We start from the raw sequence: 20,897 nt of genomic DNA, 5'->3' as shown, positions 1-20,897 counted from the left end.
GGTTCCGCGACGGCGTTGCCGAGGTGAACACTGGCCGATCAACGAGGGCTGTCGCTCGACCTCGATGCATCCAGCCGTGTTTAGGCGGAAGCCGATTGACGATATTGGAGCAGGACGTTCTGAGTTAGGTCGTCCTCGTCGAGCGCCATCGGCACAGAGGCCGTCACCAGATAGGCAATTCGGGTTCGCTCCTTCTCGATTTCCGCTTCAGGAATTGTGTCCCTCACCTCGTTCCAAACGGCTTCCAAAGCTGCATGCGCCCGAGCGAGATCTGCGGGATCACTCAAGGACGAGAACGGCATGTTTCTCTCCCGAAAATGAACTTGGCGAGGAAAACTTAGGTCAACGAAGCCAGCGTGCAGACTGGTTCAGTCGCCGGTCGCCTGGGAACAGAATCCGTCCTTGTATCGTTCGAATGGTACTTCGCGGCGCTTGCCGCCTCATCGAGGACCATTCCCCATGAGAAAGCTCATTGCACTTTCTTTCGTCGCGATGGCGACCGCATTCCCTGCGCAGGCGCAGACATCGACGACTTCGCCCATGCCTGCACCGAAGGGCGACGCCGACAAGAACGCTCCGTTGCCGGGAGCCAACAGCTTCACCGAGGGACAGGTCAAAAGCCGTCTTGAGGCCAACGGCTATTCGCAGGTCGGCCCGCTGACCAAGGACGCGAATGGCGTCTGGAAGGGCAGCGCGACGCATGGCGGAGCGAAGGTGAACGTCACGGTCGACTATCGCGGCAACATCACCCGCCAGTAGTCGGGAGACAGCAGATGACTCAGACCCTCACCCGTTCCTATGACAGCTACGAATCCGCGCGCTCGGTCGTCGAAGCGCTCGAAGCGGAAGGCATCTCCTCCGCTGACATCAGCCTGATTGGCCGTCACGCGAAGGCTGAGGACAGCAACGCGGGCGAAGGCGCCGGAATCGGTGCGGCTCTCGGCGGAGCCGCAGGATTGCTTGCCGGTATCGGGCTGATCGCCATCCCCGGGGTCGGCCCCGTCGTCGCCGCAGGCTGGCTCGCATCGACGGCGGCAGGGGCGGCCGCAGGTGGTGTCGCCGGCGGCATCGTTGGTGCCCTGACGAGCGCCGGGCACAGCGAGGAAGACGCGAACTACTATGCTGAAACGGTACGCCGCGGCGGCTCGGTGGTTTCGGTTCAGGTGGCCGACGAGCAAGTTCCGGCGGTCGAGGCGATCCTGAAAGGCGCCACCCCGATCGATCGCGATGCGCGGCTGGCTGAGTATCGTGCGGGGGGCTGGAGTCGTTTCGATGAAACGGCCGCACCGTATCGCCCGCCGGTGATCTGACGACGTCGGAGGAGTGGCGCGCAGCCGCGCGACTCCTCTGCTGGAGGTTATCCACGAATGGAGGGGCTTACCATGGCCAGGAAAACACGGTCGCCCGCGCCGGAAGGACGCGACTCCGAAAGTGGGTTCTCCGTCGCATCCGATCTCGAGAGCATTGGTATCCCCACCGACGAAATGGCTGACGCAGTCCAGAACCGCGTGAGCGAATTCCAGGAATTGCTCGAGGACGAAATCCGGCAACGTCTGCTTCGGGCTTTGGGATGGGCTGCTGCCGCGGGTTTCATTCTCGGCGTGATGGCCGCGCGAAATTGAGCCGATGTTCCGCCGCACCTCTGGTCGCTTTCGCGGACGTGCGCGGATGCTCTTTCCGGGAGTAGCGGGTCAGGATTCTGGAAGCGGGAAGATGCGCCAGGACGGTTTCCAATGTGATGCCTGCGGATCGGCAAGCGTGCGGATTCCGCTGAATCTGACGCCCGACAGCGAGGTCTGCTGTAGCGGGTGCTCCAGATCGTTGGCGACGTGGTCCGAGTATCGGTCGAGCGGCGGGCCGATCGCCGATCCGCTCGCGGGCTGACCGTCCGCTATCGCCACTGTGCCAGAACCTCGTCCGTGGTGGCGGCCTCGATTTGCTGGCTGAAGCGAGAGAGGTACAGCTCCATCAGCGCGTCGTGCGTTGCGTCGGATGAACTGCACAGGGCGTCCGTGACCAGCACGACCCGCAGGCCTCGATCGACGGCTCCAAGCACCGTCGCGAGTACGCAGACATCGGTCTCGCCGCCGGTGATGATGACCGTGTCGATCTGGCGTTCCCCGACGAAGTGATCCAGGCGGCCTTCGGTCCAGGGTGAGTAAACCCTCTTGTCGAGCACACGGGCGGGCGGGACAAATCGTTCGAGAGAAGGCAAGAGGCGGACGGCTTCAACACCGACCTTTTCCAGGGTTACCTCGGGCCATCTTCGATAATAGCGCTGCCATGTGCCACGCCCTTCACCCTGCCGGTCGGCAGGTATGAATCGGGTGAATAGAGTCCGTTCTGGATTGGATCCGCAAAGCTCCTCGACCCCCGGCAGGACCTTCTGAAGCCATGGGAACGACCAAGGGTAGCCCGGACCGAAAAGACGCTGCATGTCGACGCAAAGGTGGACGCAGTTGCGCCCGAGCTCACCATGCACCAGCCCGTGGGCAGCCATTGCTCATCCCTTCAACACGATCTCCGGCGATCAGGTGCCGTCGATCAGTCTGATCGTTTTGCTGGGTCTCTCGGCCGCCACGCCATCGCTGCCGGATTCTAATCCGCCCGCTTCATGCTTCTCCGTGAGACCCTCGGTATTGCCCCGTTCGAACGGGGGGTGCGGTCCCGTCGGGTTGAGAGACCTCGGGTTTCCTTCCGCACTCTGCCACTTGGTGACGGCGTCTTCGACCACCCCGCGCGCCGGTTCGAGAAGGTGGGTCACTGCCGCCCCGCACGTCAGGGTCCAATCGTTGCCGGAGCGGCGGATTTCGAATGATTTCGTCATCAGTTCCCAGGCTCCCGGAGATTGCGAGATCGCTGAGCTCGTCTGCTCCGGGAGCGGGCGCCTTCAGTGGCGATGCTTCAAAACGGCATCAAGCCGCCTTCTTATTCGCCGACGAGATCCCGATCTTGGAGAGAAGCTGGTCGGTCTTGGTTTCCTCGCTCAACGTCTGGTCGAGGAGGGCTACGGCCTGCTTCAGGCCCAACTCCTTGGCCCAGGTCTTGAGAGTGCCGTAGCGGGCAATTTCGTAATGCTCGACGGCCTGCGCGGCGGCGACCAGACCCGCATCGATCGCCGGGCTGCCCTCGAATTCCTCGATGATGCTCTTGCCCTCGTCGATGATGCCGAGGATGGCGTCGCAGGTCTTGCCGCGAGGCGCCTTGCCGAGAAGCTCGAAGACCTCCGCGAGCCGCTCGACATGGGTTTCGGTTTCGTCTCGATGGGTTTCGAAGGCCTTCCTGACCTCCGGCGAGCTGGCCGCGCGCGCCATCTTGGGCAAGGCCTTCAGGATCTGCTTCTCGGCATAGTAGATGTCCTTGAGCGTATCGAGAAAGAGGTCGTCGAGCTTCTTGGGTTCAGTCGCCATGGGAGCCTCCTGGCTGGATGTGAAAACCCCTTAACCGCACCGGTCGACTTCGGTTCCGGTCGTCGGCGGCGCGCCTTTCGCGGCCGAAAGATGGAGATCGGAGTGCTGCGTCATGGGCTCTCTCGCCGTGCTGGCGAACAACTTCCCGAGGCACGACCAGTCCCGGACGATTGCGATTGGCGAATGTCGATTGGGGGCAGCGGATCAAAGCTCCGGCGCGCGGAACAGCGACCGGTTGACAACGATTAACTGGCTGCGGTGGCCAAGGAAAAGGATTCAGCGGAGCGCCTCTATCTCGCTCGGGTCATGCTGATCGGTTGCCCTGGATCGGTGAAAATCGGTGAAGCGAGGAGCAAATGCCGCATCGGGCAAGCCTCGATTGGCTGAACTTCCTGCTGGCGGACCTGCGCGGCGGGATGGGTCCTTACGTCAATGTCTTCCTGCTCACGGAGGTCGGCTGGGACCAGTCGAAAATTGGTGCCTTGCTCACCGCCAGCGGTCTCATCGGCATTGCCTTTCACGCGCCGATCGGCGCCTTGATCGACGCCACGCGCCCCAAGCGCGGTCTCATGATCGGTGGGGCCTGGCTCCTCGCGGTTCTGGGCGCAGGCATTGCGACTTATCCGACGATACCGGTCGTGTTCGTCGCGGATGTCAGCATGGCGCTCTTGGGGGCCGTCTTTGCGCCCACGATCGCGGCGATCACGCTTGGGCTTTACGGCGCGCGCGACGCTGCTGCGCAGCTCGGGCGCAACGCCGCGTTCGACCGGCTCGGCAACCTGTTCATTGCCGCCTTGGCGGCGGTAGTCGGCACGCATTTCGGGCAACGCGGCGTCTTCTACATGCTTCCGCTGTTCGCCGGGCTGTCGATGATCGCTGTTCTTTCAATTCCGGCCGGCGCCATCGATCATCGGCGCGCTCGCGGCCTCGATGACGTCATCCCCGAGGACGGTCGGCCGTATCCGTGGCGGCAGTTGTTCGCCGAACGCCCCTTTGCCGTGCTGGCGATCGGCACGGCGCTGTTCCATTTCGCCAATGCGCCGATGCTGGCCCTCGCCAGCCAAAAGCTGGCGCTGGAAGCAAAAGGCTTCGAGTCCGCCGTGACGTCGGCGGCGATCATCGTCGCCCAGCTCGCGACTATCCCGATGGCGTTCCTCGTGATGCGCGCCAACCGGATCGGCGGCGAGCCGCTGCTCATCCTGGCGTTCGCGGCCCTGCCGCTGCGCGGCATCCTGTTCGCCACGGTCGACGACCCCTACTGGATGATCGCCTTCCAACTTCTCGACGGAGTTGGGGCCGGGCTGTTCGATGTGCTCCTGCCGCTCGTTCTGTACGGCGCGGTGCTGGGCAGCGGGCGCTACAACATGGCGCGGGGAATGCTCGGTACCATTCAAGGAATTGGAGGAGCGTCGAGCTATGCATTCGCTGGCAGCCTGGTCGTTTGGGGCGGATACAGCGTCGCCTTTGCCGTGCTCGCTGGGGTGGGCGTGATCGCTCTCCTTCTCATTCTGATGGCCATGCCGGAGACCGTCTCGCGGATCCGGACGGAAGCCCGCATCGAAGAGCTTTGATCCCGAACTTTCGTCCCGGACCGGCGTTGAAAACTCGCCCGCGTTCGCGGGTTGGATTGGCCGGAGAGCAAGGGGATGCGGATCGCGCAAGTTGCGCCGCTGGCGGAGTCGGTTCCTCCGCGACTGTATGGCGGCACGGAACGGGTAGCGTCGTGGCTTACCGAGGAACTCGTGCGGCAAGGACATCGGGTCACCTTGTTCGCCTCCGGCGATTCCCAGACCTCGGCCGAGTTGGTCGCCTGCGCACCGCAGGGTTTGCGGCTGGCAGGCATCCGAGATCACACGGCCAGCCACCTCGCCATGCTCGCGAAGGTCCGGGAACGGCAGGAGTCATTCGACGTCATCCATTTCCACCTCGATCTGCTCCAACACGCGATGTTCTCGGACCTGACCCACAAATGCGTAACGACCTTGCACGGGCGCCTTGACCTGCCCGATTTCCTGCCGGTCTATCAGGCCTTCCCGCGGATGCCGCTGATCTCGATCTCCGAGGGGCAGCGAAAGCCGATGCCTGCCACCGCAAACTGGCTGGCGACCGTCCACCACGGCCTGGGACCGGGCCTATGTCCGTTCGATGCGCGGGGAGGGGATTACCTCGCCTTCCTGGGACGGATCACGCCCGAGAAGCGACCTGAACGCGCCATCGAGATCGCCAAGCGTGCCGGGATGCGCCTGAGGATCGCGGCGAAGGTCGACCCCGTCGACGAGGAATATTTCCGAAACCAAATCGCACCGCTTCTGCATCATCCCTTGATCGACTTCATCGGAGAAATCGACGAGGCGCAGAAGGCCGGGTTTCTCGGAGGCGCCCGGGCACTCCTGTTTCCGATCGACTGGCCGGAGCCGTTCGGCCTCGTCATGATTGAAGCGATGTCGGCGGGAACTCCCGTGATTGCGTGGCGCAACGGCTCCGTCCCGGAGATCGTCGGAGACGGAGTGTCTGGGATCATCGTCGACTCGATCGCCGAGGCCGTTTCAGCCTGCGTGCGCAGCACCGCCATGGATCGATCAAAGGTGCGGGCCCATTTCGAGCGGCATTTCACCGCCGAGCGGATGGCCCGCGATTATCTCGCGGCGTTCGACCGACTGCTGGCCTCGTCACAGGATTGCGCCAGGGCCGCAGAATAGACGCAGAGACAGAGCCAATCGGCGGAGCAAACCACCTGGCCTCCGACGAGGAGGAGCTTCGAATGCATGAGCAGAACGTTGCCTCAAGGCAGCCGGAAATTGCCGGACGATCTGAGCCTTCGTCCGATCACGCCCTTGATGCGCATCCCTCGCTCGTCGAGCGTCCGCTTCGAACCTTGAAATCCGGCGACGCCTTCGCCGTTCTCGACAGTCATGGCGACATCGGCATCACGCCTGACACCTCCGAGGGACTCTTCTGCAACGACACCAGGCATCTTTCGCGGTTGGAATTGTTCTTCGAGGACAAGCGCCCCTTGCTCCTCGGCTCGGTGATCCAGGACGACAACACCGCATTGACGGTGGATCTCGCCAATCCGGAGATCACCCGGGGAGACGGGTCGACCATCATCCCGCGCGACGCGATCGCGATTGAGCGGACGAAGTTCCTTTGGAACGCGCTCTGTTACGAGCGGGTGGATCTGCGCAACTTCGACCGGATCCCGCATGAGTTCACGCTGTCCTTGTCTTTCGGTGCGGATTTTCGGGATCTCTTCGAAGTCCGCGGAATGAAGCGCGCCCGGCACGGCGAGACGGAGACGCAGATCGCTTCGGGGACGGCCCGCTTCGCCTATCGCGGCCTCGACGACAGGGTCAGAAGAACGGTCCTGCGCTTCAAGCCGGAGCCGTGCCGGTTGACGAACGGCCTGGCTTCGTTCCGCTTCCGCCTCGAACCCGGCGAACGGACCTCGCTTCTTCTGACCGTCGCCTGTGATCTGGTCGATGCTTCGAGAGGGGATCTCCGGCCCGTCGGCACCGCGCCCGGCGTGCCGCCGCTGGATTTTGCCAAGGCCTACCAGAATGGCCGCCGGGGCCTTCGCGCGCTGACGGCCAACATGTCCAAGGTTAGATCGTCGAACGCCCTCTTCACCGACCTGATGAGTCGATCGACCTCGGATCTTTACACACTCATGACCCGCGGGGCTGACGGGCTCTACCTCTATGCCGGAATTCCATGGTTCTCGACCATGTTCGGCCGGGACGGGATCATCACGGCGATGATGTTGCTATGGGCCGATCCGTCCGTGGCGCGCGGGTCCTGCTTCATTTGGCGCGAGCACAGGCCGTAACCAGCGACCCAGTCGCCGATGCGCAGCCCGGCAAAATTCTCCATGAACGGCGAAGCGGGGAGATGGCCACCCTGGGGGAGGTGCCGTTTGGATTCTACTACGGCTCCGTAGACGCCACGCCGCTCTTCGTCATGCTGGCAGGCCAGTATTTCAACCGTACCGGCGATCTGGCGACGATCCAGCAGCTCTGGGAGAACATCGAAGCCGCGCTCTTGTCGTGCGATACATATGGAGATCGCGACCGAGACGGCTTCGTTGAATACTTCCGTGAGACCGAAAACGGGCTCGCCAACCAGGGCTGGAAGGACAGCCACGATTCGATTTCCCACACGGATGGATCGCTGGCCAGCGGCCCGATCGCGCTTGTCGAGGTCCAGGCCTATGTCTATGCCGCCAAACGGGCGGCCGCCGTTATGGCCCGGGCCCAAGGCTTGGACTTGCGCGCCGACGAGCTGACGCAGCAGGCATCGGTGTTGCGGGAGCGCTTCGACCAGGCCTTTTGGTGCGAGGAAATCGGCTCCTACGTACTGGCGCTCGATGGCGACAAGCGTCCCTGCCGAGTTCGTTCCTCGAATGCGGGACATGCCCTTTTCGGAGGCATCGCCTATCCGGAGCGCGCCGAGCGGATTGTTCGATCCCTCATGAGCGAAGGCAGCTTCAGCGGCTGGGGCATCCGAACGTTGAATGCCGGAGAAGTCCGCTACAATCCGATGTCCTATCACAATGGCTCGGTCTGGCCGCACGACAATGCCTTGATCGCCATCGGCTTCGGCGCCTATGGCTTCAAGTTCGAGGCCTCGCGCCTGTTCGAAGCCATCTTCAACGTTGCGACCCACCAGGACCAACAGCGCCTGCCGGAGCTGTTCTGCGGGTTTCTTCGAAAGGCCCGCCGTGGGCCGACGGCCTATCCCGTGGCGTGCTCACCACAGGCCTGGGCCGCGGCAGCTCCCTTCGCGATGCTCTCGGCTTGCCTTGGTCTGGAGCTTCCTGCGGCGGCAAACGCGGTCAAGCTGGTCGACCCTGTCCTGCCGTCTTTCCTCGACGACGTGATCATTCACGAGCTGACCCTGGGCGGTTCTCAATTCGACCTGCGCGTGCACCGCCACCAAAGCGACGTCACGCTCAACGTCCTGAAGCGCTGGGACGAAAGCAACGCACGGGTCACGATGATCAAGACGAGATAGACGCAGTCAGCGGCACAAACCGCTCGGAGGAACCCGCAGCTCGGCAACCTCGTTGATCAGGTTGCCAGGGCATAGTCCGTTCAAATGCGGAGCAACCTTCGCCTGGCGGGAGCTGCCGTGGGGAACGCTGAGCTTGGCTGCCGAGTCCTCCTCTCGATCCGGGCCCGGGTCCGCGCGCGATCCGGTCGTCGAACCCAGCAAGCCGCGGCTGCTGAAGCTGTTGGGGCCGGGCTTGGTTACGGGCGCGTCCGATGACGATCCCAGCGGCATCGCTACATATTCCCAGGCTGGAGCCCAGTTCGGCCATGCCGCGAGCTGGTCGCTTGTCCTGACCTACCCCTTGATGGTGGCGATCCAGATCATCAGCGCCCGAGTCGGCCGGACAACGGGCCACGGTATCGCGGGGAACATCGCGCGCAGCTATCCGAGATGGGTGGCCTTTGCCGTGACCGTTCCGCTGCTCGTCGCCAACGTGATCAATATCGGGGCCGATCTCGGCGCGATGGGCGATGCCCTGAAGATGTTGGTCGGAGGCCCCGCCCATATCTACGTCGTCGTCTTCGGTGCGATCTGCATCGGCTTGCAGGTTCTGCTCGAATACAAACGCTACGTCGCGGTGCTGAAATGGCTATCGCTGGTCCTCTTGGCCTATGTCGCGACATTGTTCGTCGTAAAGGTCGACTGGCTGGCAGTTGCGACCAGCATCGTGCTTCCCAGACTTTCCTTCAGTGCCGACTACTTGTCGATCATCGTCGCGATCTTCGGAACCACCATCAGCCCGTACTTGTTTTTCTGGCAGGCTTCGCAAGAGGCGGAGGACCTCAAGGAGAAGCCGAGGGAAGAGCCCCTCGTCGACCATCCCGAACAGGCGGAACCCGCGCGCGAACGAATTCAGCTCGACACCGTGATCGGCATGGCGATTTCCAATGTGATCGCGCTCGCGATCGTGACGACGACGGCCTCGACTCTGAACCCGGCAGGATTGACCGATATCCAGAGTTCGGTCGATGCCGCCAAGGCTCTGGAGCCGATCGCCGGCTCCTTCGCGAAGGTGATCTTCGCGCTCGGCATCCTCGGGACGGGAATCCTTGCAGTTCCGGTACTGGCCGGATCGGCAGCCTATGCGATCGGAGAGGCGGCCAAATGGCCGGTGGGGCTTTCCCGGGAGCCGCGCGAGGCGAAGGCCTTTTACCTTGCCGTCTCGATAGCGACGGCTATAGGCGTCGTCCTGAACTTCACGTCGGTCGACCCGATCAAGGCGTTGGTCTGGAGCGCCATCATCAACGGCGTTGTCGCCGTGCCAATCATGGTGATCCTGATGCTCCTGGCATCGGATCCGAAGATCATGAAGCAGTTCGTCATCGGGCACGCGCTGAAGGTGCTCGGCTGGCTTGCCACTGCGGCAATGGCCGCGGCCGTCGTCGGCATGGCGATTACCGCGATTTGAGGGAGAGCCCGCGGGGCCGGACGTTTCGAAACCGCCAAAGGGTCTCGGCTACCTCGCAGGACCTCACGGGCTTCTTACTCTACGGCTGATCGACGCCACCAAGGCCATATGTGCCAGAGCCCAAGGAGCACGACGGCGACAGTGATTGCGCTTGAGGCTGCCATCCAAGCGTCGTGGATGATCTTCGAAACCACGACATAGGTATCGGTCGCAAGCCCCAGGGCAAGGAACACGGTAGCGAGGAGCAGGAGACGGCTCGCCAAGCGATGGAATTCGGGTTCGTTCCGGCCAGCGTAGACGAGGCGATGGTAAGCTGCCGGGGCGATCAGGAGCGCGGTCGCGAGCGCGATCAACCCCAAGGCGAGGCCATGGATCACCTTCAGGCTGGGCGATAGCTGCTCGAAGCTATTGGTCAGTACGATGGCAAGCTGGAACCCGAGCAGGGCCTGAGCTCCTGGGAGAACGACACGCGCCTCGGTCAGCACGTAGTCGATCTTGGCGTCGAGAGGGGTTTTCTTATCGGAGGTCGGCATCGTCTCGTCCTCGCTCGGATGATGAAAGAGTAATGGCCCGAACCAGATCGCCAGCGGCAGCGCTGCGCCCAGCACGGCGCCAGCAATCCCCGCACTGAGACCGGCGATCCGCGTTCCGGCAAGCCCGAGATCAAGGCCGATCGCGATCGCGAAGGCGGGCAGGGTTGCCGCCGATATTCGTGTTAGAAACTCGATGAAGCCGGAACTAGCCTCGCCGTCCTCCGTGATCCGATGATGGGCGCTCGGGGTTATCAGCAACCCGACGACGACGATGATCAAGCCCAGGACGACGAGCTCGACCGCCTTCTCATTGCTCGATACCTTCGAGAACCCGTCCTGGAACGGCGCCTGGAGTTGAAAGCCCAAAAGGATTTGGGCACCCAGCATCATCATCCGGGATTCATCCAGGGCGGTCTTGGTTCGGTCGGCGAGAGCCATTTGCGCACTTCAAGTCTTCGGGTTCCGATCGACAGCGTGCACCAGGCTCTCGGTCACGACGCCCAAGGCCTCTCCGGCCAGGACATCGCTGAGCCAGTGCGCCAGCAATCCCACGCGAGTCAGCGCGAGGAACGAAGCGACGCTCCAGAGGAGCATGCGATGAGAGGGAACCATCCTCGATAGCGCGGCAGCGAGCGCTCCCATGTGAACGGCATGTCCTGAGGGAAATGCGTCGAAGGCTTTCCCGGAGCGGGGCACGCCATGGCGATCGCCATGGATTTCCAGTCGATCCGGCCTTTCCTGGGCAATGACCTTCTTGAGAAGATGAGGCAGCACCGTCGTCGTGGCCATCGTCAGGAGTAGATGGTTCGCGGTACGGCGACGGGATGGCTGCCCCCCGCGCGAAGCAAGCCAGTAAAGCGAGATTGCCGGAAGCAGAAAGTGCTCATCCGCGATTCGGGTCAGCAACTTTAGCGATCGCTCGAGCCCCGGGGAACTGCCCCTGGCAATGACTTTGGCGATGGGCCGATCGAGGGCAAAAGCCGAAAGACGCAAACGTTTCATGACGCCACCTCATCCACGCAGCAGGAACGACGCTGAGCGGAGATTGTTCGCCGGTGTCCGTGCAGGGCTGGAACCCTGACCGTCTGCCGGAACATCGGATGGAGAATTCATTTCTGTGATGCTCTTCATGGAGGCTCGACATGCCCCGTTACGATAACGGCTCTTCCTCCAGGAAGACCTCGATCTTCACCAGGTTCGCCCACAAGGCCGCGGCATGGACGGGCAGACCGGAGACGTTATTCATTGCGTTGGCGCTGGTCGTTCTCTGGGCGCTATCGGGGCCCTTTTTCGGCTACAGCGACACTTGGCAGTTGGTCATCAACACCTCGACGACGATCGTGACCTTCCTGATGGTCTTCGTGATCCAGAACAGTCAGAACCGCGATACCGCCGCGATGCAGATCAAGCTGGACGAATTGATCGTGAAGCTGGAGGGCGCCCGCGAAGAAATGCTCGATCTGGAGGAACTCGATCGGGCTCGACTGGAAGAGATGCAAAAGGACTTTTGCCGCCGCGCCCGCCGGGCGCACAAGCGGGGTGTCGCAACCGATGAAGCATCATCGACCGCATCCGACTCTTCCTCGGACCCGCGCATCCAGTAATTGGATACCGTCCCGAGTCGGCTCAGCGACTCGCTTTGGGAGCGCGGGCTGCCTGCCTTGCAACCATGCCGGGTAACCGCATAACCTGCCCTTACGACAAGGGGCAGAACCGTAGTGAAGCATCGGAGTCTGACGTCGGGGCAAATCGACGACGTGATCGCGCAGATCATGGAAGTGCGACACTTGGCCTCCATCCTGGAACTCGGCAGCGTGTCCTATTTTCTCGATATGGCGCTGACAGAGGCGAGAGTTCAGAGCCACTGGGTTGAGGAGAAGAGATCGGCCGAGGACTTTGCGGGAAACCCGGACGGAGGATCGCCCTCCTCGCATTGAGGATAGGGCGCCGCTCATTATGGAGCTTGGATCGGCACGTACGCCCCGGGACCAGGCGGTGGCTCATTTCGCGGGAACAACCCTCGGGACGACTCGTTCGGGTTTTACGGACTGGGGGATTTGCACCAGACGGAGAATCCAGCGCGCCGCAGCGCTGAGCGACGCGCCCGAAGGGTCTCCGCAGGCGACCGAGTTTCAACAGCTTGCAGACGAGATCCGGGGCTGGGATGAGGCGCACAAGGGCGAGAACAGCCAAGGCCCGGAATCGTCCGACAGTTTGCTCAAGCCGGATGATCTTCCCTTCTCGGGACTGCCGGGCAATCTCGGGAAGCTCAAAGACAATTAAGCCGCGTGCGACTACAGGATCGGATGCCCGCCGGTGACGGCGATGGTAGCTCCTGAGACGTAGCTCGAGAGCGGATCCGCCAGCATCACATAGGCCGTCGCGAGCTCCGCTGGCTGGCCGGGGCGCTGCATCGGCACTTGCTTACCGAATTGGCTCACGCTCTCCGCGGGCAGGGTTGAAGGAATGAGCGGCGTCCAGATCGGCCCGGGCGCCACCGCATTGGCACGGATGTCCTTGTCGGCGAGCAGTTGCGCGAGCCCACCGGTGAAATTCTGGATCGCGCCCTTCGTCGCCGCATAGGCGAGCAGGGTGGGGTTCGGCTTGTCAGCATTCACGGAAGCCGTGTTGATGATGCAGGAGCCCGGCTTCATGTGAGGAACAGCGGCCTTGGTCAGGTAGAACATCGCGTGAATGTTCACCGCGAAGGTCAGTTGCCATTCCTCGTCCGAGATCTCGTCGATGGTGTCGAAGCTCGCCTGATGCGCGGCGTTGTTGACGAGGATATCGATGCCGCCGAACTCCTCCAGGGCCCGCTTGACGATGGCCCGGCAATGGGCGGGGTGCTGGATGTCGCCGGGCATCAGCACTGCCTTCTGCCCGGCCTTCGCGATCCATTCGGCGGTCTCGGCTGCATCCTCATCTTCGCTGAGATAGGAAATCAGGAGGTCAGCGCCTTCCCGCGCGAAAGCGATGGCAACAGCTCTGCCGATGCCGCTGTCACCGCCGGTGATGATGGCGCGCTTGCCCTTGAGGCGGCCCGAGCCGACATAGCTCGTCTCGCCATGATCCGGCCGCGGCGTCATCGCGGCGGTCTTTCCCGGCATCGGTTGCTTCTGTTCAGGGAAGGGGGGCTCGAAACGCGCGGTCATCGCGACTCTCCTGCTAGGCGGAAGCCGCACGGCCTCCACGCTCGACGGGTCAGTGCTTGGAAGCGTGCTCCGGCTTTCCCTTGCGCTTGGTCGAAGCCATCTTCTCCAGTTCGGTCTCGCTCATCGATTTCTCCATCGATTTCGAGGCGCCCTTGAGCTCGCTCTTCTTCATGTCGCCGCGCTTGGCTGCCAAAGCAGCTCCGGCGGCTTTCTGCTGTGCAGCCGATTTCGCAGGCATCGTGATCTCCTTCACTGAAAAGAACGGGTGACGGCTTCGATCTTGTTGCCGTCGGGATCGAACACGAACGCTCCGAAGTAATGCGCGTCGTATTCGGGGCGTAGCCCCGGCGCTCCGGCATCGCGGCCGCCATGGGCAAGGGCTATCCGGTGGAATGTCTCGACAAGTTCGCGCCGACCAACCGCGAATGCGACGTGCATGCCGTTTCCGCGCGTCGCCGGGTGACCGTCGAGCGGTGTTTCGACGCTGAACAGGATGCTGGCCACGCCGTAATCGGCCGAGTGCTCGCTGCTTTGGAGCAACCGCAGGCCGAGGCAGCCAAGGACACTGTCATAGAGTTCGCGGGCGCGGGCGATGTTGTTCGTCCCGACGGAGATATGGTCGATCATCGCCGCGCTCCCTCGGGTGCCGCCAGCACATCGTGATACCCGGGATGACGATGCGCCCAATCGGCCACGAAGCCGCAGGCGGGCACAATGCGCTGGCCGCGTTCTCGGGCCAGACGAAAGATCCCTTCGACAAGGCGCTCGCCGATGCCGCGTCCGCGAAAGGCGGCAGGCACTTCGGTGTGGGAGAACGAGATATTCGTCGAGCCTGCGATACACGGCGAACGCCTCGCCGCCCGGAGAGCTCATGACGAAGCGATTCTCGGTCGGATGGTCGGCGATCACCCATTTAGTTTGATCAGGTACCTGCATGGCTTTCCCACCTGATGGAGCGGATACCGAGACGAACACATCGACAAGCCGCAAGTTCCCTGGAGATGACCGTTCCTTGACGCTCATGCCGACTGACGTCCCGGCAGAAGAAGGGCGAGCCCAAAGGACTCGCCACCAATCCGCGCAATGGCGGAAAACTTTGCTTGCCGCCCTCGCGGCCAGTTTCGGCTTGGCGCTCGCGGTCATCGGCAAAGCAGCCGGAACCAGGTGCCCCACTTCGGCGCCTATTCGCCGACGCCGGCTGCGGGCTTATCGCCGGGCTTCACCTTCGGCTTGTCAGAGTCTCCTGTATCCTTTTGGGGGTCGGGATTGATCGAGACCTTTGTGGTGGCATCCTTGTCCGGATCGCCCTGGATCGATCTCACGCGCTGCTGCTCTTCCGGACTGAGCTTGTTGCCCTGGCCGTCTCGCATGGGTGCCTCCTATCTGGAATGCCCCCAGAGGAGAACTGGCCTCCTTCCCAGCGGTTCCGGTGTCGCCCGCTACTCGGCGCGGGCCTTTTGCGCCTGCCGCGGTCAGGAACCAATCCGCTCTCACGGCTGTTTGCGTGTCACTTTCGCTCATCAGCAGGAGGGGCTCATGGACAGTATCATTTACCTCGTCGGTCTCGTGGTGGTCATCATGGCCATCCTGTCGTTCCTCGGTCTTCGATAGGAATTCGCCATGTCCATGTCTGGAACGGACGTCGTCGTCGCTCCCGTGACCGTCAACAAGGAGAACCGCTCCTATGTGCAATGGGGGCCGATCATCGGCGGCGCTGTGATCGCGACCGCCATTTCGACCATCATGACCGTCTTCGGTTCGGCGATCGGCCTGTCGATGGTCTCCGCCGATTTCGAGAAGAGTTCGAGCGCGACCGCCCTGGCGGTTGCCGGAGCGCTCTGGGCGCTCTGGGTCATGGCCTCCGCCACGATGGCCGGCGGCTATCTCGCAGGCCGCATGCGGCAGCCGAGCTTTGATGCCAATGGCGAGGAGCGAAAGGTGCGCGATGCGACCCATGGCCTCCTCGTCTGGGCGACCGGGGCGCTGCTGATCACCATCGTCGCGACCTCGTCGCTCTTCGGCGCCGCCAAGACAGCGGCGAGCGGCGTGGCCAGCGCCAGCTCGGGCGTGGCGTCGCTGGTCTCCCAGAACGTGGATCCGCTCGCGATGGCGCTCGACAATTTCATGCGCGCGAATGGCCAGCAGCCGCCGAGCGCCCAGGAACGCGACGAAGCCTCGCGGATTTTCGTCAACGCGCTCAAGAACGGCAAGATCGAGCAGGGCGACCGGGACTATCACGCGTCGCGGCTCGCCGCACGGTCCGGCATCAGCGAGCAGGATGCGCAGAAGCGTATCGACGATGCCTTTGCCCGACTGTCGCAGGCCAAGGAAACCGCCAAGCAGGCAGCCGAGCGCGCGCGCAAGATCGCGGTTCTGACGGCGTTCCTCACGGCGACAGCATTGCTCGTCGGCGCCGCCGCCGCATCCTGGGCGGCGACCCTGGGTGGTGAACACCGGGACGAGAACCTTCGGAACGAGCCGGCCCTTTGATCGGTCGGAAAGACCTGTTCCGCCCGGCTGCCTCGAGCGGCCGGGCGTGTTTTCGTTATCGGTCCCCGAACCGACCCGGCGCGGCAGCGTTGCTGGATCATCAGGATTGAAAGGACATGCGATGGCCGAAAAGCAACCCAAGCGGAATGGCAGCACCAACGGCCCAACCGAGCCGGACCAGCGCCCGGCCGAGCGCCGCGAAGAGCCGAAGGAGAATGCCGTGAAAGGCCCTGCGGTGATCTCGGAAGCAAACGCCCGCCAACGCACGCATGAGCATCGCCGGAAAGGCGATCGCTAAGCGACGGGTTTCGCTGATGCCCGTCCGCGATGACGCGATCCCTGAAAATGCCTGGGGCTTGTCGAACCTGGAGGAACTGAATGCGGCTATCGCCGCATCGGCTCCGCTCGTCCCGAGCGCCACTCGTGCCGTTCTTGGCGAAGGCCCAAAGGGCGCGGCCATCGCCTTCGTGGGAGAACAGCCCGGCGATCAGGAAGACAGGCAGGGGCGCCCCTTCGTCGGGCCCGCTGGCCACTTGCTCGACCGGGCCTTGAATGAGGTCGGTATCGAACGTCGCTCCAGCTATCTCACCAATGCCGTCAAGCACTTCAAATTCGAGCAACGCGGCAGGCGGCGGATTCACCAGCGACCGACGGCCGGCGAAGTCAGACATTATCGCTGGTGGCTGGAGCGGGAGCTGGAATTCGTGAATCCGCATATCGTCGTCGCATTGGGTGCGACCGCGGTTCTCGCACTGGCCGGAAAGGCTCTCCCGATCTCACGCAATCGCGGCGCGACGCACTTCGGAGACAGGCTGGGCTTCATCACGGTCCATCCCTCGTACTTGCTGCGGCTGCCGGACGAAGAAAGCCGGGCAGAGGCGTTTGCTGCTTTCGTTGCAGATCTTCGTCAGGTCCGTCGGCTCGCATCCGCCTGATGTTGGCCTGCCTGATAAAGTTCTTCGATCAGGAAGGCTCCCGTCGCGAAAGGGCGGCGAGGCACCCTGTCGACGACCTTGATGGGCGCCCGCGCCGAGCGCATCAGGTGTTCGCTTTCGTGGACGCACAACGCCACCGTCACCCCGAACCAGCGCACACTCCTGCGAGAGCGCATGTTTTCCCAGCGCGCTGCGTCGACATTCCGATTGCTGTATAGAACGAATCCCCGTCGGCACGCTCTCAGGAAAGCCGATGCCGTTCAGCTTCGCATCGCCTGAGGATCTTGTACGGCTCGAGGCCGCACTCGAGCAGAGAGCGGCTCGCCTATATCGTTGCGGCGCTGTGGCGGCAGGGAGAACAGGACGATATCCCCGGTAGGGCGGCAGAACAGTTCGAGGCAACTGCGCCCCGTCTGTCGCCGCTCAAGAGGGAGAACGACGAGTCCTCTGCTTAGGCACCGCGGTTCCAAAGCATGTCCCGGGAATGCCGAGTTGGAAGGTGTGCTCCGTGTGGCATTGGCCCCCGAGCTTCAGGGCACGGGGTCCAATAGGAGCTTTATTCGATAACCTGGATGATCTTGCGCGTCTTGGGCTCGACGATCACCGTGCGATCGTTGACGACGGTGTAGCGATAGCCCTTGGCGCCGAATTCGGCCGGTACCTCGCGATAGGTCACCCCGCTCTCCGGCAGTACCGCGCCTACGCGAACGTCTTCGCGATAGGTATAGGACGGAACTTCATGGGCGCGGACGTAGGTCTTGAAGCGCGGTGTGGCATCGCCCGCGATGCCACCGACGACAGCGCCGCCGACACCGCCCACGACAGCCCCGACTGGTCCGCCGACGATTGCACCGCCGACGGCTCCGGTCGCCGCTCCGGCAGCGGCGCCACCGCGCGCGCCTTCGGGATTTTGGGCAAGAACCGCCATCGGAGCGATTACGGCGGCTGCAACGAGAATGATCTTCTTCATCAGTCGATCTCCTGGTTACCCCCAGATGGAGGGCATAACTTGGAATTCGCTTGAACTGTTCCCCGGGGCCTCGTGATCGTTGGCATCGGAACAACCACTGAGCGCCGACAGTGCCAATTGATGCTCTAGCAAATACGATCGCGGTCGATCGCAAATGCGCTGAACCATGGCCATTCCACGCCGTGGATCAATTGGCCGATCATCCTCGCGGCCAAGAAGCTGAAGGTTATCCCATTGCCGCCGTAGCCATAGGCGGCGAGGAGGCGGGGGTGGCCCGGGACGCTTCCAATGAGTGGCAGGCCGTCCTGCGTCTGGCCGAAGGCCCCGGACCAGGCTCGATCGAGGTCAAGGTCGGCCATCGGTATCATGGCATGCAGTCGCGACTGCAAGGCCTTCGTCTTCTCCGGTCCGAGGGCTTCCCGCCGATCCGGATCGCTGAATTCCTCGTCCTCACCGCCGAAGATAATACGGCCATCCACCGTGGTGCGGCAGTAGCAGTAGTCTTTCGAGGCTTCCCATATCAGTGCCGCACCTGGCCAGAGTACCCGAGGTGCTTGCGGGACGGTTGCGATTGCCCAGCTTGATGCGACGTGATGGAGGCCGTCACGGACGATCTCCGGCATGACATAGCCGGTGGCAAGCACGATCCGGTCGGCCTCTACGAGCCGCCCACTGGCGAGCGTGACAGCCGCGCTACGGCCAGCAGTGTCGAAGGCAACTGCCTCGTCGCGGATCAGTCTCGCTCCTCGCCGCACGGCTGCGGCGAGCAGGCCGTGACAAAGACTGAGCGGATCGGCCTCGGCCGAACCCGGCGAAACGATAGCAGCCAGCCGATCAAAGCCGAAAGCCTCGCGCAGCACCTTAAGACGGTCGGGAGCTGACTGAGGAGCAAATCGGATGCAGGGTGGGCTTGTCATCTCGAATGCTCGGGGACATGCTTCGGTTTGGTTTGAGGAGGCCGCTAATGGCAACGGGTATTGTGAAGTGGTTCAATTCAACGAAGGGTTTCGGTTTCATTCAGCCTGACGATGGTGGGCAGGACGTGTTCGTCCATATCAGCGCCGTGGAGCGCGCAGGCCTCCGCGAGCTGCGCGATGGGCAGAAGATTTCATTCGAAGTGGTCGCGGATAGACGCTCAGGGAAATCATCAGCAGAAAACCTGAAGGCGGAGTGATCCACGGGCCTCTTGCGGGGCCGACGCTAATGTGTCAGATATTACTCACTCCGAACCGCGCCCGCAGCCGAAAGGCCCGCGGGCGTTGTCATTTCAGCGGGCATCAACCCAAAAGCGAAGTTCCCCCGGCTCCGTGCCTAGCATAGGCTCCGGCCCCTCGACGCAAGTGAATGGGGTGGAGATGCCGAACTGGACCAAGGACAAGGTGGAATAACCGTCTCCGGGGTGCCAATCGCGACGGACCGAGAGAGCCAGGCAATGATCTCGGGCGCCTTCGCGCTCGTGCAGGCCAAGCCCGATACAACGCTCAACTTCATGACGCCTTCAGGCTTCGTGACGGTTTCGGCCGCACAGATGTCGGCCATCGCGATCGCCGTCGCCGAGCATGTCCAAGCCTGCTTCGCGACTGAGGCCGAGGTGGCCGGCGACATCGAGGCTGGCTTGATCACAATAGCTGCCGAGATTGACGCAGCCTTCGCTTAGATTCGCAGATCCGTAGCCCGGCTGCGCGCGCCGCCCCGTAGGCGGCTTTTTCACATCTGGAGCGACCGCAGTTCAGCGGGCGCTGGTCGCGCTCGGCTATTCGCTTGTTGTTGATGGCAAGCCTGGGCCGAAGACGAAGGCGGCCGTCCAGGCGTTCCAGATCTCGCATGGCCTGCATGTCGACGGCGTCGTCGGCCCAAGGACTGAGACCGCGCTGAAGGTCGCTATTGCCGACAAGCCGCAATCGCAGCCTGCCGGAGGCCTCGACCGATCGAAGTTCTTCGCCTTCCTGCGATCCGGCACGTCGCTGTCTGCCGGGCAGGTCAAGGGCATCGAAGGCATTCTCGACGGCTTCGCGAAGACCGGCGACGGCCGCGACGAGACGCTGGCCTATGGTCCCGCGACGGCGCGGYGCGAGGTCGGCGCCGGCATGGTCCCGGTGCGCGAGGGCTTCAAGCAGACCGATGCCGAAGCGCGCGCCTATCCAACGGGCGATATTGAGGGCTCCGTCGGCTTCGCACTCGGGCTCATCGGCATGACGGTGTGTGACGCCGTGATCCGCTGGGCCCGGCGCTGGCGCGATGGTCCGCCGTCGATCCCGATGCCCCCGAAATCGAGCGGCTGAGCTCCGCTAGATGGACTGGCCGGCCTAACCGGCTGCCTTCGGGCGTTTCCTCGCTAAACTTGGCCCGGTCTCCGAAAGGGGATCGGGCCTTTTTGCGAATGAAGATATCATTCGATGATCTGAATAACCTTCCGGGTGCTGGGCTCGACCAGGACAGTCTTGTCGTTGACGACCGCGAAGCGGTACTGGGTCACGCCGACGTCCGACGGCAAGGTATGCAGCGTTACCGATGACGGGAGGGCGGTGCCCACGCCGACTGTTTCGGTCACCTTCACCGAAGCAGGGTGCTCCTTCATGACATACGTCCTGACCTTGCTTTGCTGGTCAGTGGTGATGGTGGTGGTTGTGGAGGTCTGGGCGAACGCCATAGTGCCGGCAAGCGAGGCAACGAGCACGATCGCAAAGGGATAACGCATCGAGGTTCTCCATTTTTGGATCCCCCCGCCGGTTCGGAAACACCGATGCAGCGCGCTTGTTCCCTTTTCAGGTGCCTTTCCAGGGCGCCACTCGCCCTGTGATCGCGAGATACCGATCGCTGGAATGCATCACGGCGACAAGTATCTGCTTGCCGTCATCGCATATCACGCGCAGCCGGTAGAAGAGCTCGGCGGGATCGATCTCTGAAATATCGCAGAAGAGGTATCCGGCGCGCGTGTCGTCGCAGTCGC

Annotated in this window: 30 protein-coding genes and 2 pseudogenes; 17 read left to right on the top strand and 15 right to left on the bottom strand. The window is 62.9% G+C overall.

Annotated features, from left to right (window positions below; genetic code table 11):
• Positions 1–80 precede the first annotated feature (80 nt).
• Positions 81–302, bottom strand: a complete 222-nt coding sequence (locus AB4Z10_RS29290) for a hypothetical protein (protein ID WP_441473920.1) — start codon at positions 300–302, stop codon at positions 81–83.
• Positions 303–459: 157 nt separating this feature from the next.
• Between AB4Z10_RS29290 and AB4Z10_RS29285 the strand changes: the two genes are divergently transcribed.
• From AB4Z10_RS29285 to AB4Z10_RS29275, 3 genes are all read left to right on the top strand, one after another.
• Complete coding sequence (locus AB4Z10_RS29285) at positions 460–759, top strand: PepSY domain-containing protein (RefSeq protein WP_441473919.1); 300 nt, start codon at positions 460–462, stop codon at positions 757–759.
• Positions 760–773: 14 nt separating this feature from the next.
• Entirely contained in the window at positions 774–1,310 is a 537-nt protein-coding gene (locus AB4Z10_RS29280; protein WP_441473918.1) for a hypothetical protein, read from the top strand.
• A 72-nt stretch (positions 1,311–1,382) separates the two neighbouring features.
• Positions 1,383–1,622 (top strand): hypothetical protein, encoded by a 240-nt coding sequence (locus tag AB4Z10_RS29275; RefSeq protein WP_441473917.1) that lies wholly within the window; start codon positions 1,383–1,385, stop codon positions 1,620–1,622.
• Between the two features lie 269 nt (positions 1,623–1,891).
• Here AB4Z10_RS29275 and AB4Z10_RS29270 read toward each other — a convergent pair whose 3' ends face one another.
• The 3 genes from AB4Z10_RS29270 to AB4Z10_RS29260 form a co-directional block, all read right to left on the bottom strand.
• Positions 1,892–2,500 (bottom strand): cysteine hydrolase family protein, encoded by a 609-nt coding sequence (locus AB4Z10_RS29270; RefSeq protein ID WP_441473916.1) that lies wholly within the window; start codon positions 2,498–2,500, stop codon positions 1,892–1,894.
• A 30-nt stretch (positions 2,501–2,530) separates the two neighbouring features.
• Positions 2,531–2,827 carry a hypothetical protein gene (locus AB4Z10_RS29265; RefSeq protein WP_441473915.1) on the bottom strand — a complete coding sequence of 99 codons (297 nt, stop codon included), beginning with the start codon at positions 2,825–2,827 and terminating at the stop codon, positions 2,531–2,533.
• Between the two features lie 88 nt (positions 2,828–2,915).
• The gene (locus AB4Z10_RS29260) at positions 2,916–3,410 is read right to left on the bottom strand and encodes a YciE/YciF ferroxidase family protein (RefSeq protein WP_441473914.1); all 495 of its coding nucleotides are present in this window, start codon (positions 3,408–3,410) and stop codon (positions 2,916–2,918) included.
• 356 nt (positions 3,411–3,766) lie between these two features.
• Between AB4Z10_RS29260 and AB4Z10_RS29255 the strand changes: the two genes are divergently transcribed.
• From AB4Z10_RS29255 to AB4Z10_RS29235, 5 genes are all read left to right on the top strand, one after another.
• On the top strand, positions 3,767–4,981 hold the full coding sequence (locus AB4Z10_RS29255; protein WP_441473913.1) for an MFS transporter: 1,215 nt from the start codon (positions 3,767–3,769) through the stop codon (positions 4,979–4,981).
• 75 nt (positions 4,982–5,056) lie between these two features.
• On the top strand, positions 5,057–6,109 hold the full coding sequence (locus tag AB4Z10_RS29250; protein WP_441473912.1) for a glycosyltransferase family 4 protein: 1,053 nt from the start codon (positions 5,057–5,059) through the stop codon (positions 6,107–6,109).
• Positions 6,110–6,285: 176 nt separating this feature from the next.
• Positions 6,286–7,236 carry a glycogen debranching N-terminal domain-containing protein gene (locus tag AB4Z10_RS29245; protein ID WP_441473911.1) on the top strand — a complete coding sequence of 317 codons (951 nt, stop codon included), beginning with the start codon at positions 6,286–6,288 and terminating at the stop codon, positions 7,234–7,236.
• 62 nt (positions 7,237–7,298) lie between these two features.
• Positions 7,299–8,420 carry an amylo-alpha-1,6-glucosidase gene (locus AB4Z10_RS29240; RefSeq protein WP_441473910.1) on the top strand — a complete coding sequence of 374 codons (1,122 nt, stop codon included), beginning with the start codon at positions 7,299–7,301 and terminating at the stop codon, positions 8,418–8,420.
• 127 nt (positions 8,421–8,547) lie between these two features.
• Positions 8,548–9,867, top strand: coding sequence for an NRAMP family divalent metal transporter (locus AB4Z10_RS29235; protein WP_441473929.1), 1,320 nt, complete (start codon positions 8,548–8,550; stop codon positions 9,865–9,867).
• 74 nt (positions 9,868–9,941) lie between these two features.
• Here AB4Z10_RS29235 and AB4Z10_RS29230 read toward each other — a convergent pair whose 3' ends face one another.
• Together AB4Z10_RS29230 and AB4Z10_RS29225 are read right to left on the bottom strand one after the other, a co-directional pair.
• Positions 9,942–10,838: a DUF6328 family protein gene (locus AB4Z10_RS29230; RefSeq protein ID WP_441473909.1), complete on the bottom strand. Its 897-nt coding sequence runs from the start codon at positions 10,836–10,838 to the stop codon at positions 9,942–9,944.
• A 9-nt stretch (positions 10,839–10,847) separates the two neighbouring features.
• The gene (locus AB4Z10_RS29225; RefSeq protein ID WP_441473908.1) at positions 10,848–11,402 is read right to left on the bottom strand and encodes a phosphatase PAP2 family protein; all 555 of its coding nucleotides are present in this window, start codon (positions 11,400–11,402) and stop codon (positions 10,848–10,850) included.
• Between the two features lie 140 nt (positions 11,403–11,542).
• On the opposite strand from AB4Z10_RS29225, the gene AB4Z10_RS29220 reads away from it, so the two are divergent.
• From AB4Z10_RS29220 to AB4Z10_RS29210, 3 genes are all read left to right on the top strand, one after another.
• A complete protein-coding gene (locus AB4Z10_RS29220; RefSeq protein ID WP_441473907.1) occupies positions 11,543–12,004 on the top strand; it encodes a low affinity iron permease family protein in 462 nt (153 codons plus the stop codon).
• Positions 12,005–12,157: 153 nt separating this feature from the next.
• Positions 12,158–12,337, top strand: coding sequence for a hypothetical protein (locus AB4Z10_RS29215; protein ID WP_441473906.1), 180 nt, complete (start codon positions 12,158–12,160; stop codon positions 12,335–12,337).
• A 58-nt stretch (positions 12,338–12,395) separates the two neighbouring features.
• Positions 12,396–12,683: a hypothetical protein gene (locus AB4Z10_RS29210; protein ID WP_441473905.1), complete on the top strand. Its 288-nt coding sequence runs from the start codon at positions 12,396–12,398 to the stop codon at positions 12,681–12,683.
• Positions 12,684–12,694: 11 nt separating this feature from the next.
• Here AB4Z10_RS29210 and AB4Z10_RS29205 read toward each other — a convergent pair whose 3' ends face one another.
• The 5 genes from AB4Z10_RS29205 to AB4Z10_RS29185 form a co-directional block, all read right to left on the bottom strand.
• Positions 12,695–13,552 carry an SDR family oxidoreductase gene (locus tag AB4Z10_RS29205; protein ID WP_441473904.1) on the bottom strand — a complete coding sequence of 286 codons (858 nt, stop codon included), beginning with the start codon at positions 13,550–13,552 and terminating at the stop codon, positions 12,695–12,697.
• A 49-nt stretch (positions 13,553–13,601) separates the two neighbouring features.
• The gene (locus AB4Z10_RS29200) at positions 13,602–13,790 is read right to left on the bottom strand and encodes a DUF3008 family protein (protein ID WP_113584337.1); all 189 of its coding nucleotides are present in this window, start codon (positions 13,788–13,790) and stop codon (positions 13,602–13,604) included.
• An 11-nt stretch (positions 13,791–13,801) separates the two neighbouring features.
• Positions 13,802–14,179, bottom strand: a complete 378-nt coding sequence (locus AB4Z10_RS29195; protein WP_441473903.1) for a VOC family protein — start codon at positions 14,177–14,179, stop codon at positions 13,802–13,804.
• Complete coding sequence (locus AB4Z10_RS29190) at positions 14,176–14,373, bottom strand: GNAT family N-acetyltransferase (protein WP_441473928.1); 198 nt, start codon at positions 14,371–14,373, stop codon at positions 14,176–14,178. Before AB4Z10_RS29190 ends, AB4Z10_RS29195 begins: the two co-directional genes overlap by 4 nt.
• 360 nt (positions 14,374–14,733) lie before the next feature.
• On the bottom strand, positions 14,734–14,922 hold the full coding sequence (locus AB4Z10_RS29185; protein ID WP_441473902.1) for a hypothetical protein: 189 nt from the start codon (positions 14,920–14,922) through the stop codon (positions 14,734–14,736).
• A gap of 250 nt (positions 14,923–15,172) precedes the next feature.
• Here AB4Z10_RS29185 and AB4Z10_RS29180 point away from each other — a divergent pair, with 250 nt between their 5' ends.
• Positions 15,173–16,042, top strand: a complete 870-nt coding sequence (locus AB4Z10_RS29180) for a hypothetical protein (RefSeq protein ID WP_441473901.1) — start codon at positions 15,173–15,175, stop codon at positions 16,040–16,042.
• A 254-nt stretch (positions 16,043–16,296) separates the two neighbouring features.
• Positions 16,297–16,977, top strand: a pseudogene (locus tag AB4Z10_RS29175) (UdgX family uracil-DNA binding protein); the annotation flags it as partial.
• Positions 16,978–17,533: 556 nt separating this feature from the next.
• Here the strand turns inward: AB4Z10_RS29175 and AB4Z10_RS29170 are convergent.
• Together AB4Z10_RS29170 and AB4Z10_RS29165 are read right to left on the bottom strand one after the other, a co-directional pair.
• Entirely contained in the window at positions 17,534–17,947 is a 414-nt protein-coding gene (locus tag AB4Z10_RS29170; RefSeq protein ID WP_441473900.1) for a DUF1236 domain-containing protein, read from the bottom strand.
• Positions 17,948–18,072: 125 nt separating this feature from the next.
• Complete coding sequence (locus AB4Z10_RS29165; RefSeq protein WP_441473899.1) at positions 18,073–18,864, bottom strand: NAD(P)/FAD-dependent oxidoreductase; 792 nt, start codon at positions 18,862–18,864, stop codon at positions 18,073–18,075.
• A gap of 47 nt (positions 18,865–18,911) precedes the next feature.
• On the opposite strand from AB4Z10_RS29165, the gene AB4Z10_RS29160 reads away from it, so the two are divergent.
• The 4 genes and pseudogenes from AB4Z10_RS29160 (at position 18,912) to AB4Z10_RS29145 (ending at position 20,229) form a co-directional block, all read left to right on the top strand.
• Entirely contained in the window at positions 18,912–19,121 is a 210-nt protein-coding gene (locus AB4Z10_RS29160) for a cold-shock protein (RefSeq protein ID WP_441473898.1), read from the top strand.
• 189 nt (positions 19,122–19,310) lie between these two features.
• The gene (locus tag AB4Z10_RS29155; protein ID WP_441473927.1) at positions 19,311–19,604 is read left to right on the top strand and encodes a DUF4376 domain-containing protein; all 294 of its coding nucleotides are present in this window, start codon (positions 19,311–19,313) and stop codon (positions 19,602–19,604) included.
• Positions 19,605–19,680: 76 nt separating this feature from the next.
• Positions 19,681–19,809: pseudogene (locus tag AB4Z10_RS29150) on the top strand (peptidoglycan-binding domain-containing protein); the annotation flags it as partial.
• Between the two features lie 225 nt (positions 19,810–20,034).
• A complete protein-coding gene (locus AB4Z10_RS29145; RefSeq protein WP_441473897.1) occupies positions 20,035–20,229 on the top strand; it encodes a hypothetical protein in 195 nt (64 codons plus the stop codon).
• 107 nt (positions 20,230–20,336) lie between these two features.
• Here the strand turns inward: AB4Z10_RS29145 and AB4Z10_RS29140 are convergent, their stop codons facing one another.
• Together AB4Z10_RS29140 and AB4Z10_RS29135 are read right to left on the bottom strand one after the other, a co-directional pair.
• Positions 20,337–20,645, bottom strand: a complete 309-nt coding sequence (locus tag AB4Z10_RS29140; protein ID WP_441473896.1) for a DUF1236 domain-containing protein — start codon at positions 20,643–20,645, stop codon at positions 20,337–20,339.
• 67 nt (positions 20,646–20,712) lie between these two features.
• Positions 20,713–20,897, bottom strand: a 185-nt coding sequence (locus AB4Z10_RS29135) for a hypothetical protein (RefSeq protein WP_441473895.1), incomplete at its 5' end; no start/stop codon positions are given.

It is taken from the genome of Allobosea sp. RAF48 (genome assembly GCF_052114025.1).
Classification (GTDB): domain Bacteria; phylum Pseudomonadota; class Alphaproteobacteria; order Rhizobiales; family Beijerinckiaceae; genus Allobosea.
The sequence above is the reverse complement of the archived record's forward strand: the minus strand, read 5'-3'. Positions and strand labels throughout refer to the sequence as shown.

Bases quoted from the DNA above. Each gene is read 5' to 3' on its own strand.
- AB4Z10_RS29290 (WP_441473920.1), bottom strand. From the start codon at position 302: ATGCCGTTCTCGTCCTTGAGTGATCCCGCAGATCTCGCTCGGGCGCAT.
- AB4Z10_RS29285 (WP_441473919.1), top strand. From the start codon at position 460: ATGAGAAAGCTCATTGCACTTTCTTTCGTCGCGATGGCGACCGCATTC.
- AB4Z10_RS29280 (WP_441473918.1), top strand. From the start codon at position 774: ATGACTCAGACCCTCACCCGTTCCTATGACAGCTACGAATCCGCGCGC.
- AB4Z10_RS29275 (WP_441473917.1), top strand. From the start codon at position 1,383: ATGGCCAGGAAAACACGGTCGCCCGCGCCGGAAGGACGCGACTCCGAA.
- AB4Z10_RS29270 (WP_441473916.1), bottom strand. From the start codon at position 2,500: ATGGCTGCCCACGGGCTGGTGCATGGTGAGCTCGGGCGCAACTGCGTC.
- AB4Z10_RS29265 (WP_441473915.1), bottom strand. From the start codon at position 2,827: ATGACGAAATCATTCGAAATCCGCCGCTCCGGCAACGATTGGACCCTG.
- AB4Z10_RS29260 (WP_441473914.1), bottom strand. From the start codon at position 3,410: ATGGCGACTGAACCCAAGAAGCTCGACGACCTCTTTCTCGATACGCTC.
- AB4Z10_RS29255 (WP_441473913.1), top strand. From the start codon at position 3,767: ATGCCGCATCGGGCAAGCCTCGATTGGCTGAACTTCCTGCTGGCGGAC.
- AB4Z10_RS29250 (WP_441473912.1), top strand. From the start codon at position 5,057: ATGCGGATCGCGCAAGTTGCGCCGCTGGCGGAGTCGGTTCCTCCGCGA.
- AB4Z10_RS29240 (WP_441473910.1), top strand. From the start codon at position 7,299: ATGGCCACCCTGGGGGAGGTGCCGTTTGGATTCTACTACGGCTCCGTA.
- AB4Z10_RS29230 (WP_441473909.1), bottom strand. From the start codon at position 10,838: ATGGCTCTCGCCGACCGAACCAAGACCGCCCTGGATGAATCCCGGATG.
- AB4Z10_RS29225 (WP_441473908.1), bottom strand. From the start codon at position 11,402: ATGAAACGTTTGCGTCTTTCGGCTTTTGCCCTCGATCGGCCCATCGCC.
- AB4Z10_RS29220 (WP_441473907.1), top strand. From the start codon at position 11,543: ATGCCCCGTTACGATAACGGCTCTTCCTCCAGGAAGACCTCGATCTTC.
- AB4Z10_RS29205 (WP_441473904.1), bottom strand. From the start codon at position 13,552: ATGACCGCGCGTTTCGAGCCCCCCTTCCCTGAACAGAAGCAACCGATG.
- AB4Z10_RS29200 (WP_113584337.1), bottom strand. From the start codon at position 13,790: ATGCCTGCGAAATCGGCTGCACAGCAGAAAGCCGCCGGAGCTGCTTTG.
- AB4Z10_RS29195 (WP_441473903.1), bottom strand. From the start codon at position 14,179: ATGATCGACCATATCTCCGTCGGGACGAACAACATCGCCCGCGCCCGC.
- AB4Z10_RS29185 (WP_441473902.1), bottom strand. From the start codon at position 14,922: ATGCGAGACGGCCAGGGCAACAAGCTCAGTCCGGAAGAGCAGCAGCGC.
- AB4Z10_RS29180 (WP_441473901.1), top strand. From the start codon at position 15,173: ATGTCCATGTCTGGAACGGACGTCGTCGTCGCTCCCGTGACCGTCAAC.
- AB4Z10_RS29170 (WP_441473900.1), bottom strand. From the start codon at position 17,947: ATGAAGAAGATCATTCTCGTTGCAGCCGCCGTAATCGCTCCGATGGCG.
- AB4Z10_RS29165 (WP_441473899.1), bottom strand. From the start codon at position 18,864: ATGACAAGCCCACCCTGCATCCGATTTGCTCCTCAGTCAGCTCCCGAC.
- AB4Z10_RS29160 (WP_441473898.1), top strand. From the start codon at position 18,912: ATGGCAACGGGTATTGTGAAGTGGTTCAATTCAACGAAGGGTTTCGGT.
- AB4Z10_RS29145 (WP_441473897.1), top strand. From the start codon at position 20,035: ATGGTCCCGGTGCGCGAGGGCTTCAAGCAGACCGATGCCGAAGCGCGC.
- AB4Z10_RS29140 (WP_441473896.1), bottom strand. From the start codon at position 20,645: ATGCGTTATCCCTTTGCGATCGTGCTCGTTGCCTCGCTTGCCGGCACT.